The following is an 18,089-nucleotide window of genomic DNA, read 5'->3' as shown; positions in this document are numbered from 1 at the left end:
GTTTATCTGTCAACATATTCTGCAAATTGTTCCGGTGTGCCTATTACATTCCAGTACTGCGCCAGGGCGAGGTAGTAGCCCATTACGGCGGTATAGTAGATCTTATGCATTTCCTCTTCCTGCAGGAGTGCATCATTAACATCTTTTACAGACGACAGCTGGTTTTGCATACGGTCGGTGACCAATGTGGTGGTGAGGTGCGCCTGTTGCCGGGCGCTGTCGAGCGAGGCCACATCATTTTGCAGGGCTTTCATTTTATTGATCGACACCCTCAGTTGCAGTTCCAGCGAGGTTTTAGTGTTCAGGGCCGCCATCTGCGCTTCTTCCACCAGCATTTTACTGGCTTTGGTACGTTTATATTTCTGGAAGCCGTCGAAGAGGTTCCATTGCATTTCCACCCCGATGAGCCATGGCGGTATGGTTACCGGTAAATCTTTCTGGTACAGGTTCAGGCTGCCGATGGCAAAAATATTGGGCAGGGCGAGCGACCGCGACGCCTTTACAGCTACATTGGCCAGGTCCGTTTTGTTTTCCACCAGGCGGTAAGTGGGGTTATTGCGGAGCAATTCCAGTTGGCCCGTTTCCGTTACCGGTTTCAGTTCGTATTCCAGGGTGTCGTTGATTTCAATAGGTGTTTCAATCGGCTGCCCGAGCAAGTCGTTTAATTCCAGCAGTGCATTTTCTTTCTCCAGCTCGAGGTTGTTGTACCGGTTGATGGCCTGTACAAAAGATACCCTTGCCCAGTTGAGCAGGTAAGGCGGCAGGATCTGGTTATCTTTTAAAGAGGCGGCATAATCGCGGTTCTTCCTGAAAGATTCAACGATTACGGCTTCATGGGCAAGAATGGTATTCAGGTAGAGGATGCGGAGGTACTGTGCACTGATGGCAAAGAACAACCCTTTTTCCACCACCTGCTGATTGAACTGCCCGGCTGTTACCTGTGTTCTGGCCAGCTGTTGTGCGGTTGCAATTTTGCCGCCGAGGTATATTGGCTGCCGCAGCGCCAGGGCTGCCGTGAAATAAGATTGCTTTGTAAGCTCCGGGTTATAATCGGGGTAAAAGGTATTGATGATGCCCTTCGTGGCGTTGTAGATAACGTCCTGCACATTTTGCGGAAGCGGCTGACCGGTAATTTGCTGGTAAACGGTATTAGCGGTATTCACGCTTTGGGAAGAAGACCCGTTAACCACCCCGTCTTTTACCTGTTGCAGGTTTATCTCCAATGGTTTGCCGAGGTAATTGTAACCCGCCAGCAGATCCACTTTAGGATAATACGCCCCGTTTTCTGCCTGCAGGTTATACTCCCGGGCTTTCAGGGATCGCTGCGCCTGCTGCACCAATGTGTTTCCCTGTTTCGCAAGCCGGTAACATTCCTTTAAAGTCAGCTGTTGTCCGTTTTGCTGACCGTGTACAAACAATGCTGGCAGTAACGGAATTAAAAACAAGTAATATCTCATACGGTTTTCTTTACATCAGGAAGGCTTCCGGTTGAACCCCAACACCTCAAAACAATCTTTCATGAATAATGTTTGAAGTATTTGAAAAAAATTATACATCATTTGATAATAAAGGGCTTATCGTTATATTTCTTACCTTTAAGCGCATACACAAAAAGTACATCATTATGTGTATTTGATCCATTTGAACCCACCTGTTTTCACCCGATATTTGTGATACAAAAGATTGAACAATAGGTTCCTGATCTTGTTAAAATATAATCCTGCAGCGGTTTACGCAGCATTGCAATTTTATTGATTCATTATAAAACTACATTTACTTATGGCAAAACAACAATGGGTAGCCGACGCGAGTCACAGTGAACTTGGATTTAAAATCCGTCACCTGATGATCACCAACATCAATGGTAAGTTCAACAACTTCACGGTGGACGCAGAAACGGAAGAAGAAGATTTTATGACTGCTAAAGTGAGAGTAGCGGTAGATATAGACTCTATTTCAACCGGCAGCGCCGACAGGGACAAACACCTTCGTTCTCCCGACTTCTTTGATGTAAACACCTACAAGGATATCATTTTCGAAACGACCAAATATGAGAGCGTTGATAACGACGGCTCCTATGAATTATACGGAGATCTGACCATCCGCGGGATCACTAAAAACATCAAACTCGCTGTAGAATTCGGTGGTGTGGTAAAAGATCCCTGGGGCAATACCAGGGCAGGTTTTACTATCAACGGAAAAATTAACCGCAAAGATTTTGGCCTTACCTGGAATGCAGCTACCGAAGCTGGTGGCGTAATGGTAGGCGACGATGTAAAAATCTACGGAGAAGTGCAGTTGATCAAGAAGCAGTAAGATTATCAGCTGTTAGTCTTTGTCTTGTACAAAGACTAACAGCCAACTTTTAAAAGGAGGAATTATGAATGAAATAACAGGCCTGCATCATATCACGGCCATTTCAGGCAATGCGAAGAAGAACTTTGATTTTTATACCCGTGTGATGGGATTGCGTTTTGTGAAGAAAACGGTGAACTTTGATGATCCCCACACTTATCACTTTTATTATGGAGATGAAACCGGCACACCCGGTACTATCCTCACTTTCTTCCCATGGGAAGATATTATGGCCGGCCGCAGAGGTACCCACATGGCTACCGAGGTAGGCTACAGCATTCCGGAAGGCAGCATTGACTTCTGGTTAAAAAGATTTGAAAAAGAGAACATCATCTATAATAAACCATCTTCCAAATTCGGGGAAATATACCTGACCTTTATTGATCCCGATGGATTGAAGGTGGAACTGACCGTACCGGAAAAGCCAGACAACCGCACACCATGGGTAACCAATGAAGTGAGGGAAGAAAATGCCACCCGGGGTTTTCATCATGTTACCCTTACGCTGGAAGATGTGCAGCCTACTGCCGACCTGCTGGTATCTGTGTTTGGTTACAAACTTGATAAACATCATACCAACCGTTACCGCTTTGTAAGTCCGGCCGGCAATACCGCCAATTATATCGACCTGGTAGAAGCCAAGGGAGAATCCCGCGGGCATGTTGCCGGCGGAAGTGTGCACCACATTGCTTTCCGGATGAAAGACGACGATATGCAACTGCATTACCGCCAGTTGCTGGAAGACCGTGGTTTAAACGTTACGCCGCAGCTGGACCGTAAATATTTCCGGTCTGTTTACTTCCGGGAGCCGGGCGGTGTTTTATTTGAACTGGCCACCGACGTTCCCGGTTTCACGGTAGACGAGCCGGCAGCCGAACTGGGCACGCACCTGATGCTGCCGCCGCAATATGAACCGCAGCGGGAAGAGATTGTGAAAAAACTGATTAAACTGGACTGATATGGATTTTAAACCGATGCAGTATGTATACGAAGCGGTGGGTAACCCCGCCGCCTATACGTTATTGCTGTTGCATGGCACAGGTGGAGACGAAAGGGATTTATTACCGCTGGCAGGATCACTGGGTAAAGGGTTTAATATACTCAGCCTGAGGGGCAATGTACAGGAACATGGCATGCCCCGCTTCTTCCGTCGTTTAGGCATGGGCGTATTTGACGAAGAAGATGTACATTTCAGGACGCATGAAATGGTGCATTTCCTGAAAGAATTAGCCGCTACAGAAGGCTTCGATATCAATAAGCTGATTGCTGTTGGATATTCCAACGGCGCCAATATTGCAGGCGCCGTGCTTATTTTATACCCGGAATTGCTGGCCGGCGCTGTATTGTTCCGTCCTATGCAACCGCTGAGCGGTATAGAAGACAGCTTTGAAACGCAGCGGCAGCAGCCCGTATTTATGAGCTCGGGCGCACAGGACGGCACCGTAGATCCTGCGGCCACGGCGGCTTATGCCACCCTGCTGGAAGGCAATGGCTTTAAAATAAGTACCTTCGATATTCCTGCCGGTCATAACCTGGTACAACAAGATATTACTTTGGCAGCAGCATGGATGAAAGATCATTTTCAGTAAAAAAAATATATGGACCAGGAAGTTAGAGTAAGTTTATCGGGCCGTCCTTACCAGGTGTCGATAGATACGAGGGACCACCGCTGGCTGGCAGACGAACCAATAGAAGCCGGCGGCGACGATACCGGCCCGCAGCCCGGGGAATTATTACTGAGCAGCCTGGGCTCCTGCACTGCTATCACGCTTAAAATGTATGCCGACAGGAAAAAGTGGCATGTGGAAAACATTGAAATTGAGCTGCGGTTTAACAGCGCTGCGAAGCCGGATCCACTTACTACCGTTATCGATATCGACATGCACTTTACCGGGAACCTTAGTGAAGAACAGATCGCCAGGCTGGAGCAGATAGCGCGCTCCTGCCCTATTCATAAAGTATTGAGCCATCCGATTATTATGAACACTAAAGCCGTATAAAATGAAAGACATCACCAAACACTACTCCAACGGAGAGGTAACCATTGTTTGGAAGCCAGGTGTATGTATCCATTCGGAGAAGTGTTTTCACGGCCTTCCGTCCGTATTCAATCCAAACGAAAAACCCTGGATCAATGCACAGGGGGCTACTACCGAACAAATTATATCGCAGATCAAACAATGCCCTTCCGGGGCGCTGAGCTTCTTTATGAATGCAGACGCGACGAAAGAAGACGGCAATTTACCAGACAAATTATAATCTCCTTTTTATATGGAACTTACCATCAGGAATAACATCGCAAAGAAACAGTTTGAAACCGAAGTGGAAGGACATACCGCACTTGTTGCCTATACCCTGTACCCCGGCGGCATTGCCTTTATGCATACAGAAGTGCCGCCTGCACTGGAAGGCCGCGGCATTGCAGGACAGCTGGCTAAATACGTGCTGGAATACGCCCGGGAAAATCATCTTAAAGTAAAACCTTACTGTCCTTACATAAATGCCTATATGAAAAGACATCCGGAGTATAATGATCTCCTGTAACAGATTTATCACTTCCTAAATTCCTTTCCATGCAACTTATGAAATTCATTCAGCAACCCTGGCACTGGTCGGTATCCGGGTTGCTGATTGGTCTTACGGTACCGGTGCTGTTGCTGTTGGGCAATAAGGCCTTTGGTATCTCCTCTTCGCTGCGGCATATCTGTGCAGCATGTTTCCCGGCGAATATTTCCTTCTTTAAATACGACTGGAAAAAAGAGGCCTGGAACCTCTTCTTTGTAGCCGGTATTGTACTGGGTGGTTTTATTGCAGGGCACTACCTGCAGGATAGCAACGATATCCAGGTGGCTGCCGCCACACAGGCAAGGCTGGCCACTTATGGCGTGCATGATTACTCAGCGCTGTTGCCGCCGGAAATATTCAGCTGGTCGAATGTCTTTACCTGGAAGGGACTGGTATTCTTTGTGCTGGGCGGTTTGCTGGTGGGCTTTGGTACCCGCTATGCCGGAGGTTGTACATCGGGGCATTCCATCATGGGGTTGTCTAATTTACAATGGCCATCGCTGGTGGCTACGTGTTGCTTTATGGCCGGTGGCTTTATCAGTGCCAACCTGCTCATTCCTTACCTTTTTAAATGGCTGAACTAACATGAAAAATATCAGGTACCTGGTAGCAGGAACTTTCTTTGGTATTGTGCTGGTAAAGGCGCAGGTGATCAGCTGGTTCCGTATCCAGGAAATGTTTCAGCTTACCTCCTTTCACATGTACGGTGTAATTGGCACCGCGGTAATTACCGGGATTATTTCCCTGCAACTGATCAAACGGTTTAATATTAAAACTATCCAGGGTGAACCGATTTCGGTGGCTCCTAAAACTTTCAATAAAGGACAGATCTTCGGCGGATTGCTCTTTGGCCTGGGATGGGCCATCACCGGGGCTTGTCCGGGTCCGCTGTTTGCGCAGATAGGTACCGGTTTCACGGTAGTAGGCATTACTTTGCTGAGCGCCATTGCAGGCACATGGATCTATGGTGCATTAAAACCGAAGCTGCCTCATTAAAAAAAAGCTTCAAGGAACAGGCCCTTGAAGCTATGGTTGCAATTCTCTGGATTCACAGATAATTATTTTTTCAAAGCATCTTTAATTGCTTTCGCGGAATCCTGGTGTGCCTTCAGCGTTGGCAGTGTATTCCTGGCCCAGGTTTTCAGGTCTTCATCTGTTACATTATCGCCTGCTTTCTCAAATTTGTTCACGTCTTTATCGTGGTCGTCTACCATCATGCTCATGTATTCCTTGTCGAAATCCTTACCGGTTTTCTTACCAAGATCGTCGATGTGTTTCTTTGTTTCGGTAGACAATTCTGCCGGCAAAGTGATGCCTTTTGTTCCGGCCAGTGCTTTTAATTCATCCCCTGCTTTGGAGTGATCATTCACCATCATGGTGGCAAAAGCCTTTACTCTTGGATTCTGTGCTTTTTCCTGTGCAAGCTTACCCATCTCAACTTCCATCATACCACCGTTTGCAGCCTCCACAGCAAATTCAGATGATTTTTCATCTACCGGTTTAACAGTTTCGTTGACATCCTTTGCACTGTCGACCGGTGTTTCCGATTGTGGATTCTTCGCATTGTTGTTACACGATTGCGTCATCCACACGGCTAAAAATGTTGCTGATAAAATAACTAGCTTCTTCATTGTATATTGTTTTGGGTTTGTAATAGGTGTGCCCGTTTACATAGCTCTACTTTGCAAAAACGGTACCCTGAAAACAAATACCGATCAAACGCAATACAGCAAAGGATTTTAAAGGAAGAGTCAAAGCGGACTGACGCAAGAAAAATGTAGATTGTTTTCCCCGGAACGCGCAAAAAAAATGGTTATTGTAATTTTTACAATAACCATTTCTCTTTTATAGTGCCTGCTCTTATTGAGATTGAGCGAACTGGTAAATAATAATGATGGCGGCAATGATACCGAGGATAAGGCCTACAATTTTCATCCAGCTGTAGGGACGGTCGCCCGTTACTTCCCCGGTGCAGGCATTTACCACAAAATGATAGAGTTTGTTATTATACCGGTAGGCGCTGATCCAAACGGGCAGCAGCAAATACTTCAGGCCAAGTTGGTTGTATTCCACGTCGTAGTCGTCGATGCGTTGTTCGTCGCCGCCGATATCATCACAGATCTCATTACGGATTACCGGGTCCATTCTTTTTTTTGCGATTGCCAGTGCCTGTTCGGCATTCGTTTGGTAAAGTTCCGCCCGGAAACCGCTGAGGTACCGTCCGTCGTATTTTTTCAGTTGTTCGAGGTGCCAGGGTTCCAGGATCTGCGCCATTTTCAGGGGCAAAGAAGGACTGGCAGATACCAACACGTCCCGGAAGTTATTGTTAACGTTGCCGGAAGCCGGGTACCATGCGGTATGCCGTACCTGCCGGGTGCGGGTTTCCGTCCGGCCGTTTACTTCCACTGTATAGCTTTCTGTGGTGTAATAATATTCACCGCGGGAGCCGGAGTATTCCGTATAAGTGTCCGTATCGTAGCTCCAGTGTGGAATGTACACGCCTTTCAATTGTTGAGAGGAGCTGTCTTTTACTTTCTTCACCAGGTCGGACGGTGCAAACCAAAGTTTCTTCATCCAGGTTTGAAAGTGGTCCACCGCGGTTTTGTCGCTCACTACAAAGGGCAATACATAATGCGGTTGCAGGATGGAAGTAGTTTGCGCGGTATCCACCACCAGCGGCGACGCGCAGAAGGGGCATGAATCAGCGGTTACATTGGGCAGCATGGTAGTAGACGCGCCGCAACTGACACATTTCACTACTACTGCCTGTTGGGTAGCTTCCGTATGATTTTGCTGTGAAGCAATAAAAGCGTCGTAATCGATGGGCTGTATAGCGTCCGGCTGCGTATCATCCTCAATCTGGTTCACGGTACCGCAGTATTCACATTTCAGGCTGTTGGTGCCTGGTGCATAATGCAGGATAGCGCCACAGTTCTGGCATTTCAACGAGTTAACTGTTTCGCTTGTTTTTTCCTCAAAAGACATAGGAACGTATGGATCTAATACCGTCCGGCATCACGTGATGCCGGACGGCCTGCTTTAGTTAAGGTAATGGTGGTGGTACGGTGGCTAATACCGGCGCCAGTTCCGGCACTGTGTTGGCGGCGGCCCATGCAGCCATGCCGTTTTTCCACACCAGGGTTTGCGCATTCAGGCTGCCCGCGGCGGCCAGCTGACGGAGTTGATCGGTATCAAAGGGGCCGGATTGTTTGCCGTCTACGGCTACAAAAAACGATGCAGCGCCGGGTAACGGAGGTGGTGCTCCACCGCCTGTATTGGCCTGCTGGTTATTATTCTGGAAGATGTTACCTACCTGTCCCATCATGGCTGCGCCCATGCCGGCGCCTAAGCCGGCCGCTGCGAGTCCGCCGCCGGAAGGGTTTTCTGCTGCTTTTTCCATGGCGTTGGCTGCCTGGAATTGCGCATACGCGCCCAGGTTCCCAACGATACCCATGCTGCTGCGTTTATCGAGTGCAGCTTCCACTTCCGGTGGCAGGGAAATATTTTCTATCAGGAACTTGGTCAGTTCCAGTCCGAGTTCATTAAATTCAGTACCAATTCTACCGGTGATCTGGGTGGATACTTCTTCATAATTGGCTGCCAGGTCCAGTACTGGGATCTTTGCTTCTGCCACGGCTTCCATACCACGGGATACTGCGAGATTACGCAGTTGCTCGTTGATACCCTCCACGGTGAATTCCGGGTTAGTAGCTGCTACTTCCTTCAGGAATTGTCCGGCATCCTTTACGCGGAAAGCGTAACTGCCGAAAGCCCGGAGCCGCACCGGTCCAAACTCCGCATCACGGAGCATTACCGGGTTCTTGGTTCCCCATTTCTGGTTGGTAAACTGCCGCATGCTCACGAAGAACACGTCTGCTTTAAAAGGGCTGTTGAAGCCGTATTTCCATCCCTGCAAGGTGCTCAGGATAGGCATATTCTGTGTAGTAAGCGTATACATGCCGGGTTGAAAAACATCGGCAATCTTACCTTCATTCATAAAAACGGCCACCTGTGATTCGCGCACAGTAAGCTTGGCGTTCATTTTTATTTCATTCTGGTAGCGGGGAAACTTCCACACAATGGTATCGGCGGACGGGTCGGTCCATTCAATAATGTCAATAAATTCATTCCTGAGTTTATCAAAAATTCCCATGGTAACAGGTTTTAGAGTGGACCAAATTTAGCCATTTATTCACTCGAAAAGCTACTTCCTGAAAGTTATAATTTATATAAGCTTACTTCACGGTTGTTTTCAGCCATTTTTCCATCAGTAAGGGCCAGGCTTCTCCCGCGGGATTGCCATTCCGTAAGCCGTATCCGTGGCCTCCTTTTGCATAAAAATGCAGCTCCACCGGCACTTTGGCGTCGCGGAGGGCGCCGGCCATTACCAGGGCACTATTGCCATAGGTATCATCTGCGGTAGCAAAAAGGAACATGGAAGGCGTTTCACTCGTTAACTTCAATTCAGGGGTGAGTGACCTGTTTTCTCCTTTATCAAGATAAGCCGGGTAAATGAGTGCACTAAAAGCGGGACGTGCAGACAAAGAGTCGGCCTTGTCGATTGGCGTATAGGTATGCACGTTATATTGCACTGATGCCCTGGCGGTAAGACTTCCACCTGCCGAAAAGCCCATCATTCCTATCTTGTCGGGCTGCAGCTTCCATTCGGATGCCATGCTGCGTACCAGGCGGATGGCACGTTGTGCATCCTGCAGGGCGCCGGCTTCTTTTTTGGGTACCCGGTATTGTAATACGAAAGCAGTGTAACCCAGTTTGTTGAGCCAGGCGGCTACTTCGTATCCTTCCAGGTTAATGGCCAGGATATTATAACCACCGCCAGGGCAGATGATCACGCCTACGCCGTTGTTATTGGCCGCATCGGCCGGAAACACTTCCAGTACCGGGTCGGTAACATCGGTGAGCCGTGTTACATGATTGCTGCCATCCGGGGTTACCTTTGCGGTTTGTTTGGCGGCTGTTTCACCGGGTACGGCAGCGGGCCAGAGATGGATCTGCTGCTGTTGTGCGGATATCGTTGTATTTACTCCTAACATCATTAATAAGATAACTATTTGTTTCATAACCGGATTTTCAGATTTCATGTAATGAAACAAATGTAATAAAAGAAAGGAGCAGATAAAACCGGTTTTATTTTACACATTGTAACCAGGCTTCCGCCATCAGCTGGGCGCCGGCTACGCTGGGGTGTACACCATCGCCGGTCCAATAAGACGCCGGTGCTGATTTCTGCGCTTTATCAAAAATAGATTGATAAGGAATAAAAGTGGCATGATACTTATCTGCCAGTTCCCGGGCAGCAGCGCGGTACTCATCGAACGTGGGGTACCATTTATCATCTACGGCCTTCACGCCTTTCACGGCAAAGGGTTCGCCGATGATCAGCTGTACATCCGGCAGCTCCTGTTTGGTGCGTGCCAGCAGTTTATCGTAGTCGTCGCGGTATGTTTTGGCGGTACCTTTATAGTTGTTACTCAACGTATGCCAGTAATCATTTACACCTACCAGGATACTCAGCACATCCGGCTTAATCAGCAGGCAATCGGTATCCCAGCGGTCGGCCAGTTGAAATACTTTATTTCCGCTGATCCCTTTATTATACACTTTTAAATTTTTATCTGCACTTTTCAGCAGCATGGAAGATGCGGCCATCAGCGCGTAACCGCCGCCCAGTGCGCCACCTGCATTGGGTTGGTCGTTGTCGCGTTTACGGCCTGCATCGGTGATGGAATCGCCCTGGAACAATACCACGCTCTCTTTTTTGAGTACTATCTTTTTAGATTTCTCTGCTACCGTTGCGGCGGCAACAATATCTGGAATACTGATGGCAGCAAGGGCTCCCAGGGAAACGTTCCTGAGGAAATGACGTCTGTTTGATGAATTCATAACGATACGGATTAAATGCTGGTTGCGGCATAGTCCACAATCCGGCATTTAAACTATAAAAAAGATTTGATATTTTATACAAATGCGCTGAAGCCGGTAATGGCGCGGCCCACGATGAGGGAATTGATTTCCTTTGTGCCTTCGTAGGAGTAAATAGCTTCTGCATCGGCCACAAAGCGCGCTACATTGTATTCCAGCAAAATGCCGTTGCCTCCCATCACTTCGCGGGCACGGCTTACCACATCGCGGGTACGCAATGTACAAAACACTTTGGCCAGCGAGGCATGCTCGTCTTTTAACCCGCCGGCATCCTGTATTTCCGATAAGCGGAATACCATTGTTTGCATGGCAGTAAGATTGGACAGCATTTCCACCAGGTGGCCCTGGATCAGCTGAAAAGCGGCGATAGGTTTTCCGAACTGCTTACGGGTTTGCGTATACGCCAGCGCGTTTTCATAGGCGCCGCGGGCGCAGCCCACCGCTTCCCAGGCCACACCGGCGCGGGTCATGCGAAGTACACGGGCAGTATCTTTAAAGGAAGCAGCATGTTGTAAGCGGTCAGATTCCGCTATGCGGCAATCTTTCAGGGTGATCAATCCATTTTGGACAATACGCAGCGCCATTTTATCATGGATCTTTTCCACGCTGAAACCGGGCGTATCTTTTCTCAGCAGGAATCCTTTCACCTGGTTATCGTCCACATCCCTTGCCCAGATCACAATTACATCAGCAAAGGTGGCGTTGCCAATCCATTTCTTCTGGCCATTCAGTATCCAGGTATCGCCTTCCCGTTTAGCCGTTGTGGTTAGTCCGCCGGCGGTGCCGGAACCTACTTCCGGTTCGGTAAGTCCGAATGCGCCAATAATATTCAGCTGCTGCATTCCCGGCAGCCATTCCTGTTTCTGTGCTTCAGAGCCCAGCATATAAATAGATCCCATGGCCAATCCGCTCTGAACGCCAAAGAAAGTAGCTACAGAAGCATCTATACGCGCCATTTCCATGGCAATGATCCCTTCCATCAGGAACGACCGGTTAGGACATCCGTACCCTTTATAAGTAACCCCGCAGATATTCAGCTCCCTGAATTTCGGGATGATTTCAAAAGGGAATTCCGCTTTCAGCCAGTATTCATTAACGATAGGCTTGATTTCCTTTTCCATAAATGCCCGCACCTTCAGCTGCAGTGCCCTGTCTTCCGCATTGAGCTTTGCCCCGAGATCATAGAAATCGCCTTCAATAGGCGGCAGCTCTTTCTTCTTACTGCCACTGGTGAGCATTTTCATTAAGCCGTTCAGTTGCGTATCATCCATTTTCCCTACCGACTCCATCACCTTCGGGAGATCTACTTTTTCGGATAGTTTAGCCAGCATGGCGAAATCAATGCTCTTCAACAGGTGGTACGCATTCTTTAGTTTCGTGAGAGGTCCGGACATCTTACATGGTTTTACTTAAAAATACGTAATCCGCGGGATTTACGCGGATGTTGTCTTTCTCACTGATTACGCTGATTTTACTGATTTTACTTATGGGATTTTATAAAGATTTAAAAAGATCTGGGAGATATAAGCGGACCATGTCTTTCTGCCTGATTACGCTGATTGCATTGATTTTATTTAAAAGAAAAATCAAGTAGCCAGAAGCGGATATTTCGCTTATACCTCCCAGATCTTTTTAAATCTTTATAAAATCCCATAAGTAAAATCAGTAAAATCAGCGTAATCAGTGAGAAAGACAAAATCCGCGGAAATTAAAATAGGGTTGCATAGAACCATATGCAACCCCGTTTAAAAACACAACTAAAAAAACTAACTTCTAACAAACATAATAGGCATAGCTGTTATATTGCTGACGCAGAGAATCCGGTATCCCTCTATTGCCCTCTCCACTTTTTTCTAATCTTTTCTACCAAATAAAAATATAATCTGTAATGTGTAAACTGTAATTGTTTTCAAAAAGATAGTTACTTTCGCAGCGATCATTTCATATACTAAAACTTCCTGAAGGTTAAATGATTACATCACCTTCTTACCAGGCGTATAAAGAATTATTTCATTCACAATACAATGACTTATGTAACTATGCCTATAGTTTCCTGAAAGACGATGCAGCAGCGGAAGATGTGGTGCAGGAAACCTTTATTAAGCTCTGGGAGAAACACCGGCAGCTGATAGACATACCTAATATAAAAGCATACCTTTTTCGTGCGGTGAGGAATAATTCTATTTCTGTGTTACGCAAGCAAAGTACCGAGGAAGCCGGCAACAAAGGCTTCGAATGGCTGGCAGAAACGGCAGAAGATCCCGGTGCTAAAGAGATTGAAAATGCAAAGCCTTACTATGAACAGCTGGTATATGAGGCTATTGCCAACCTTCCCCCGCAATGCCGGGAAGTATTCACCTGCTGCAGATTGCAGGGAATGACACATCAACAGACGGCAACCAAACTCGGCCTTTCTGCTAAAACAGTTGAAAACTATATGGGACGGGCATTGAAGCTGCTGCGGAAATATTTACAGCAATATGGGCTGCCCGTTAGTATCCCGTTTTTACTAAAAATATTCATGCCCCTGTAGAGGGTTGTTACATTAATGAGCGTTATTTAAGTAGAGCACACTGTATTATGGAGCATTTTGATACCTACCTGCATGAGCTGATTGCTAAAAATCTGTCTGGTCAATGTACAGAAGCGGAATCCGCTGCCCTGCAACGTTGGCTGGAAGCCTCTCCCGAAAACCGGGCAGAATATGAAATACTGGTAAAACTATGGGGGGACAGTCCCGCTGCAGTGGCGCCCAAACGGGAATACAACACGGCCGCTGCCTGGGATAAAACGGACCAGGCGATACAGCTGGCGCCATCCCGCGTAAAAGCACTTTATACCAAATATGCTGCTGCTGCAGCCATCCTGATATTACTTACAGCAGGCGCATGGTGGCTGGAAACACGCTCCTCGCTTAAAAAACACGAGCTGGCAGCGAATGACGGCAAAATAAAAAGCCTGGAGTTACCTGATAAATCAATGGTAACCCTCCGGCAGGGCGCAATGATCCGGTATATCAATGGCTATCACCACAACCAACGTATTGTGGAACTGGAAGGAGAAGCCTTTTTTGAAATAGCCAGTGATCCGGACCATCCTTTTCTGGTAAAAACGCCCAATCAATCCGTGATTGAAGTTTTGGGAACCTCCTTTACCGTGCAAACAGGAAAAGACAGTACGGCCGTTACCGTTGCTTCCGGCAGCGTAAAACTAAGTCTGGAAGGCGATACCACCGCCATAGTACTGAATAGTGGCCAACGGGGTGTATGGGGCAACGGACAGTTATCTGCCAATAATAATCACAACCTGAATTTCATCGCCTGGAAAACAGGTATTTTGCAATTTAATGACCAGACACTGCTTGAAATATTGCCACAATTAGCCGACTTTTACGCAAAAGATATCAGGGTTGATGAAAAATACAGGGAAACCGCATCGCAGCAAAAAGCTACGATTACATTCCGAAATCAGTCCTGCGATGATGTTTTGCATGAATTACAACTATTGCTTGGGTTCCACTATCAACAGGACGGCGACTCCATCGTCATCACCCAGTAGAACAAAAAACCCGCTTTTCCTTATTTATGGAATGCTGTTGTTACTGTTCCCGTTTCAATTCCTGCAGGCACAGCACAATGGAAAGGACATTCTCCATGAAAGCTATACCCCTGCTGCCCGGCAGGGGACCATTTTATTTTATATCCAGGATCTCCAGAAAGTTACCGGTATCAACGTTTCTTATAGCTCCAGCTTTTTACACCTGAATAAAAAAGTACAGCTCAGCGGAACAGAACACACTACCGGCGACGTACTGAAGGTTATTCTCCAGGGTACCGGTATCCAGGTGGCTGCCCTCAACGGGAAAATATTCCTGCTCCGCGAAACCTCCCAGGTACAATATTATACCATCAGCGGATTTGTAAAAGAAATAAACAGCAATGAGCTGATCATCGGCGCTTCTGTATACGATCCCATTACACGGAAAGGCACTGAAACCAATGCCTATGGCTTCTATAGCCTGCAAGTGCCGGACACCTGCCTGGGCGTGGTGTTTTCACATATCGGGTACAAACCCGTGTTTCAACATCTTCCACCGCCGGACGACGGACAGCTGGATATACACATGGAAGCCCGCAGCATGTTGCAAACAGTAGTGGTAAACGGCGAAAATGAAACCGTTAATTCCCAACCCGGCTACATCAATATGCCCGTTGGCTATGTATCCAACTTCCCGGCACTACTGGGCGAAAAGGATGTGCTGAAATCACTGCAGCTGTATCCCGGTACCGGCAGTTCCCTCGAAAGCAGCAGCAACCTGCTGGTCAGAGGTGGCGGCGCAGACCAGAACCTGTACCTCCTGGATGGGGTACCACTTTATCATACCGGTCACCTGTTCGGACTTTTCTCCATCTTCAACGGAGATGCGGTAAAAGATGTGTCGCTTTATAAAGATGCCTTCCCGGCGCGCTATGGTGGCCGCCTTTCCTCAGTAGTGGATATCCGTACAAAAGACGGGAATATGAAAGAGTGGCATGGCAGCGCTACCGTGAGCCCCGTTTCCGGCAGCTTCCTCCTGGAAGGTCCCGTTGTAAAAGACCGCAGCTCTGTTTCTTTGTCTGTAAGAAGATCCCTGGTAGATGCCCTTTATGGAAGGGCTTATCTGAAAGACTATGGTAAATATTATCTCTATGATGTAAACTTTAAACTCAACCAGGTCATCGATAACAAAAACAGGATCTATGTCAGCTTCTATAAAGGACAGGATAAAATGTTTATCAGGAGCGAGAACCCGGTTATCCAGCTGTTTGATGATTACAATTTTGACTGGAGCAATGTTACTGCTGCCGTTAAATGGACCAAAGTAGTGAATCCAAAAATATTCTCCAGTACCACTGCTACCTACAGCCGTTTTTATAACGTTTTTACGCAGAATTCGATCATCCCCCTCTCCTTCTACGACTCCCTGTTTGTGCGGGGGAAAGGCGTTTCCCGGATCAGGGACGTGGCCATCAGGAACGAAACGGAATATGCAGTGAGCAACAGTCATCATATTTCTTTCGGCGGTGCTTATACCTATCACAACTTTGCACCTACGGCCTATCATAATAACATCTCCGCGGGAGAAGCTACGCAGCGGAAAGCGCCTATTTATTATATGTCGGAGTTCTCCGCATACGCAGAGGATGAACTCCGCTTATTGAACGACCGGCTGATCGTGCGGCCCGGACTGCATTTCGGGGCACTGGCGCAGCGTACCTCTTTTTACCCCAGTTTACAGCCCCGACTTATGCTGCGGTGGAAACTGCCCCATTCACAGTATTTACAGGCATCATTTGCTGAAATGACACAGTTTGTGCACCAGTTAACCACGCCGGTTATCAACCTCCCCACCGATCTGTGGGTACCGAGCACCGAGAATATTAAACCGGAGCATGCATACTCCTACAGCATCGCCTATCAGCGGCAGTGGAGCAACCAATGGCGCTTCAATGTGAACCTCTATTATAAACAACTGAAAAATATTGTTACCACCAACACCGTACTGAATATCTTCGATAACTCGGATCTCTGGGAGAAAAAAGTGATCGCCGGCAACGGCTATAACTATGGCAGCGAAGTGCTGCTGGAAAAAACACAAGGCAAGCTGACAGGCATCTTCTCTTATACCCTGTCGTGGGCCTGGCGGCAGTTCGACCGGTTGAATGCCGGGAAGATGTTCCCTTATAAAGAAGACCGCCGCCACAATATTTCCCTGGCGCTCAAATACCGGTTTAATCCGAAATGGAGTCTATCCGCTTCCTGGAAATTCGCCTCCGGTGCACCTTTCACCCTGCCGGTGCAGATATTCCCGGATTTCGACTGGAGCCGCAATATCAAAGGCTACCTGGACGAACGTTATTCACCGTTCTCTACTTTCCAGGTAAACTATTTGCCTTATATTTCCCGGTTAAATAACTACCGGCTAAACCCTGTGCATCACCTGGATCTCGGGGCCACCTTAAACCTGGGTAACGAAAAACGTTTTCATCATGTGATTACCGCGGGCGTTTATAATATTTATAACCGCACGAATCCTTTTATCGTGAGCTTTGACCAGTTCTCTTACCTGGATTACAGCGACGTGTACCCGTTACAGTTATATCAGTATAGTTTATTCAGAACATTGCCGTATCTGACTTATACGTTCAAATTTTAATCATGAAATACCTGTTTATATTAATACCGGTTTTAAATATTTTGCTGCTAACGGGCTGTGAGCAGGAACTGCCGCTTCCTCCCAACAATGCCGTTCCCAGGGAGGTAGTGTACAGCGAGTTGGTGGCCAACGATATACCGGAAGTGCGGGTAGGCAAAAGCAAACCGGTAGGTCCAGGTATCAACACCGGCTTTGACCTGGTAGAAAATGCGGATGTACAGCTGATGGACAAAAACGGACAACCGCTGGAAGCACTTACGTATGTGAAAGATTCCAGCAATGCCATGAGCGTATACCGTGGCAAAACTACACTGGATGCAGGCAAAAATTATAAAATAAGGGTAACGGTGCCCGGCTTGAAAACCGTTAACGCCATGGCTTCCATCCCTCCGCCTTTTAAAGTGGAGCTGCTGGACACGCTCCGTACCTTGCTTAACGGACGCCCGGTGTTACGCTTTCATTTTATCGTGAACCCCATTCCCGGTGTGAAACAATACCTGGTAATGGAGGCCGTGAAGCAAAGCGTTATCACGGATACCACATTTTCGTATAGGGGTATGCGATATAAGAAGAGTGAACACGATTCCCTCTATCAACGTGTAAAAAATATGCCTGGTTGCAATCCTAAAAAAGACAGCAGCTTCCTCAATGATTACCTGCGCATTCCCTGCTATACACAGGATGAAAACGCCGACAATAACCAGATCGGCGGTTTGAATGAAAATTATAACAGCATCCTGTTTACGCAGTCCGGCAAACCGCTTACCACTTATTTTTACATTAATGCCACGGCCCTCAGCTCCAATCCTGCTGAAGCCATTGCGCCGGTAGGAAGGGTGCTGGTATATGTGAAATCTGTCTCAAAAGAATATTATGATTTCCTGCTTACTTATGAAAAGGTGAAGCGCAATCCGGGGCTGAACAGCCTTATACAGGCCATTCAGCTCAAAAGCAATACACAGGGCGGGCTTGGTATTGTTGGAGGCAGTTACCAGAAATTGTACTATCTGTATTACGATAAACTATAGCC

At 47.4% G+C, this 18,089-nt stretch carries 19 protein-coding genes; 12 read left to right on the top strand and 7 right to left on the bottom strand.

The window, feature by feature from the left end; translation table 11 throughout:
- Positions 1–2: 2 nt before the first annotated feature.
- Positions 3–1,457 carry a TolC family protein gene (locus QFZ48_RS26595; protein WP_429064577.1) on the bottom strand — a complete coding sequence of 485 codons (1,455 nt, stop codon included), beginning with the start codon at positions 1,455–1,457 and terminating at the stop codon, positions 3–5.
- 322 nt (positions 1,458–1,779) lie between these two features.
- Here QFZ48_RS26595 and QFZ48_RS26590 point away from each other — a divergent pair, with 322 nt between their 5' ends.
- From QFZ48_RS26590 to QFZ48_RS26555, 8 genes are all read left to right on the top strand, one after another.
- The gene (locus tag QFZ48_RS26590; protein ID WP_370913166.1) at positions 1,780–2,316 is read left to right on the top strand and encodes a YceI family protein; all 537 of its coding nucleotides are present in this window, start codon (positions 1,780–1,782) and stop codon (positions 2,314–2,316) included.
- A 64-nt stretch (positions 2,317–2,380) separates the two neighbouring features.
- A complete protein-coding gene (locus QFZ48_RS26585; protein WP_429064575.1) occupies positions 2,381–3,313 on the top strand; it encodes a ring-cleaving dioxygenase in 933 nt (310 codons plus the stop codon).
- A 1-nt stretch (position 3,314) separates the two neighbouring features.
- On the top strand, positions 3,315–3,944 hold the full coding sequence (locus QFZ48_RS26580; RefSeq protein ID WP_429048099.1) for an alpha/beta hydrolase: 630 nt from the start codon (positions 3,315–3,317) through the stop codon (positions 3,942–3,944).
- Positions 3,945–3,953: 9 nt separating this feature from the next.
- A complete protein-coding gene (locus tag QFZ48_RS26575; RefSeq protein ID WP_370913169.1) occupies positions 3,954–4,355 on the top strand; it encodes an OsmC family protein in 402 nt (133 codons plus the stop codon).
- A gap of 1 nt (position 4,356) precedes the next feature.
- Positions 4,357–4,614, top strand: coding sequence for a (4Fe-4S)-binding protein (locus QFZ48_RS26570; RefSeq protein WP_429064574.1), 258 nt, complete (start codon positions 4,357–4,359; stop codon positions 4,612–4,614).
- 12 nt (positions 4,615–4,626) lie between these two features.
- A complete protein-coding gene (locus QFZ48_RS26565) occupies positions 4,627–4,899 on the top strand; it encodes a GNAT family N-acetyltransferase (protein ID WP_370913171.1) in 273 nt (90 codons plus the stop codon).
- A gap of 29 nt (positions 4,900–4,928) precedes the next feature.
- On the top strand, positions 4,929–5,504 hold the full coding sequence (locus QFZ48_RS26560; RefSeq protein WP_429048103.1) for a YeeE/YedE family protein: 576 nt from the start codon (positions 4,929–4,931) through the stop codon (positions 5,502–5,504).
- A 1-nt stretch (position 5,505) separates the two neighbouring features.
- A complete protein-coding gene (locus tag QFZ48_RS26555; RefSeq protein ID WP_370913173.1) occupies positions 5,506–5,916 on the top strand; it encodes a DUF6691 family protein in 411 nt (136 codons plus the stop codon).
- Positions 5,917–5,978: 62 nt separating this feature from the next.
- On the opposite strand, the gene QFZ48_RS26550 is transcribed toward QFZ48_RS26555, so the two are convergent.
- From QFZ48_RS26550 to QFZ48_RS26525, 6 genes are all read right to left on the bottom strand, one after another.
- Positions 5,979–6,551 (bottom strand): DUF4142 domain-containing protein, encoded by a 573-nt coding sequence (locus QFZ48_RS26550; RefSeq protein WP_429048105.1) that lies wholly within the window; start codon positions 6,549–6,551, stop codon positions 5,979–5,981.
- A gap of 229 nt (positions 6,552–6,780) precedes the next feature.
- The gene (locus QFZ48_RS26545; RefSeq protein WP_429048106.1) at positions 6,781–7,905 is read right to left on the bottom strand and encodes a zinc finger domain-containing protein; all 1,125 of its coding nucleotides are present in this window, start codon (positions 7,903–7,905) and stop codon (positions 6,781–6,783) included.
- Between the two features lie 58 nt (positions 7,906–7,963).
- Entirely contained in the window at positions 7,964–9,073 is a 1,110-nt protein-coding gene (locus QFZ48_RS26540; RefSeq protein ID WP_429048108.1) for an SPFH domain-containing protein, read from the bottom strand.
- Between the two features lie 82 nt (positions 9,074–9,155).
- Positions 9,156–10,001, bottom strand: coding sequence for an alpha/beta hydrolase (locus tag QFZ48_RS26535; RefSeq protein WP_429048109.1), 846 nt, complete (start codon positions 9,999–10,001; stop codon positions 9,156–9,158).
- Between the two features lie 67 nt (positions 10,002–10,068).
- Entirely contained in the window at positions 10,069–10,824 is a 756-nt protein-coding gene (locus QFZ48_RS26530) for an SGNH/GDSL hydrolase family protein (RefSeq protein ID WP_429048111.1), read from the bottom strand.
- A 74-nt stretch (positions 10,825–10,898) separates the two neighbouring features.
- A complete protein-coding gene (locus QFZ48_RS26525) occupies positions 10,899–12,257 on the bottom strand; it encodes an acyl-CoA dehydrogenase family protein (RefSeq protein ID WP_429048113.1) in 1,359 nt (452 codons plus the stop codon).
- A 575-nt stretch (positions 12,258–12,832) separates the two neighbouring features.
- On the opposite strand from QFZ48_RS26525, the gene QFZ48_RS26520 reads away from it, so the two are divergent.
- The 4 genes from QFZ48_RS26520 to QFZ48_RS26505 are packed head-to-tail and all read left to right on the top strand — an operon-like array spanning position 12,833 to position 18,087.
- The gene (locus tag QFZ48_RS26520; RefSeq protein ID WP_429048114.1) at positions 12,833–13,396 is read left to right on the top strand and encodes an RNA polymerase sigma-70 factor; all 564 of its coding nucleotides are present in this window, start codon (positions 12,833–12,835) and stop codon (positions 13,394–13,396) included.
- A gap of 47 nt (positions 13,397–13,443) precedes the next feature.
- On the top strand, positions 13,444–14,421 hold the full coding sequence (locus QFZ48_RS26515) for a FecR family protein (protein ID WP_429064572.1): 978 nt from the start codon (positions 13,444–13,446) through the stop codon (positions 14,419–14,421).
- Between the two features lie 31 nt (positions 14,422–14,452).
- Positions 14,453–17,059 carry a TonB-dependent receptor gene (locus tag QFZ48_RS26510; protein ID WP_429064570.1) on the top strand — a complete coding sequence of 869 codons (2,607 nt, stop codon included), beginning with the start codon at positions 14,453–14,455 and terminating at the stop codon, positions 17,057–17,059.
- A gap of 2 nt (positions 17,060–17,061) precedes the next feature.
- Entirely contained in the window at positions 17,062–18,087 is a 1,026-nt protein-coding gene (locus tag QFZ48_RS26505) for a DUF4249 family protein (protein WP_429048119.1), read from the top strand.
- Positions 18,088–18,089 lie beyond the last annotated feature (2 nt).

The sequence above is a fragment of the Chitinophaga sp. W2I13 genome (genome assembly GCF_050434005.1).
GTDB lineage: Bacteria > Bacteroidota > Bacteroidia > Chitinophagales > Chitinophagaceae > Chitinophaga.
Note: the sequence above shows the minus strand (reverse complement) of the source record. Positions and strands in the feature narration are given on the sequence as shown.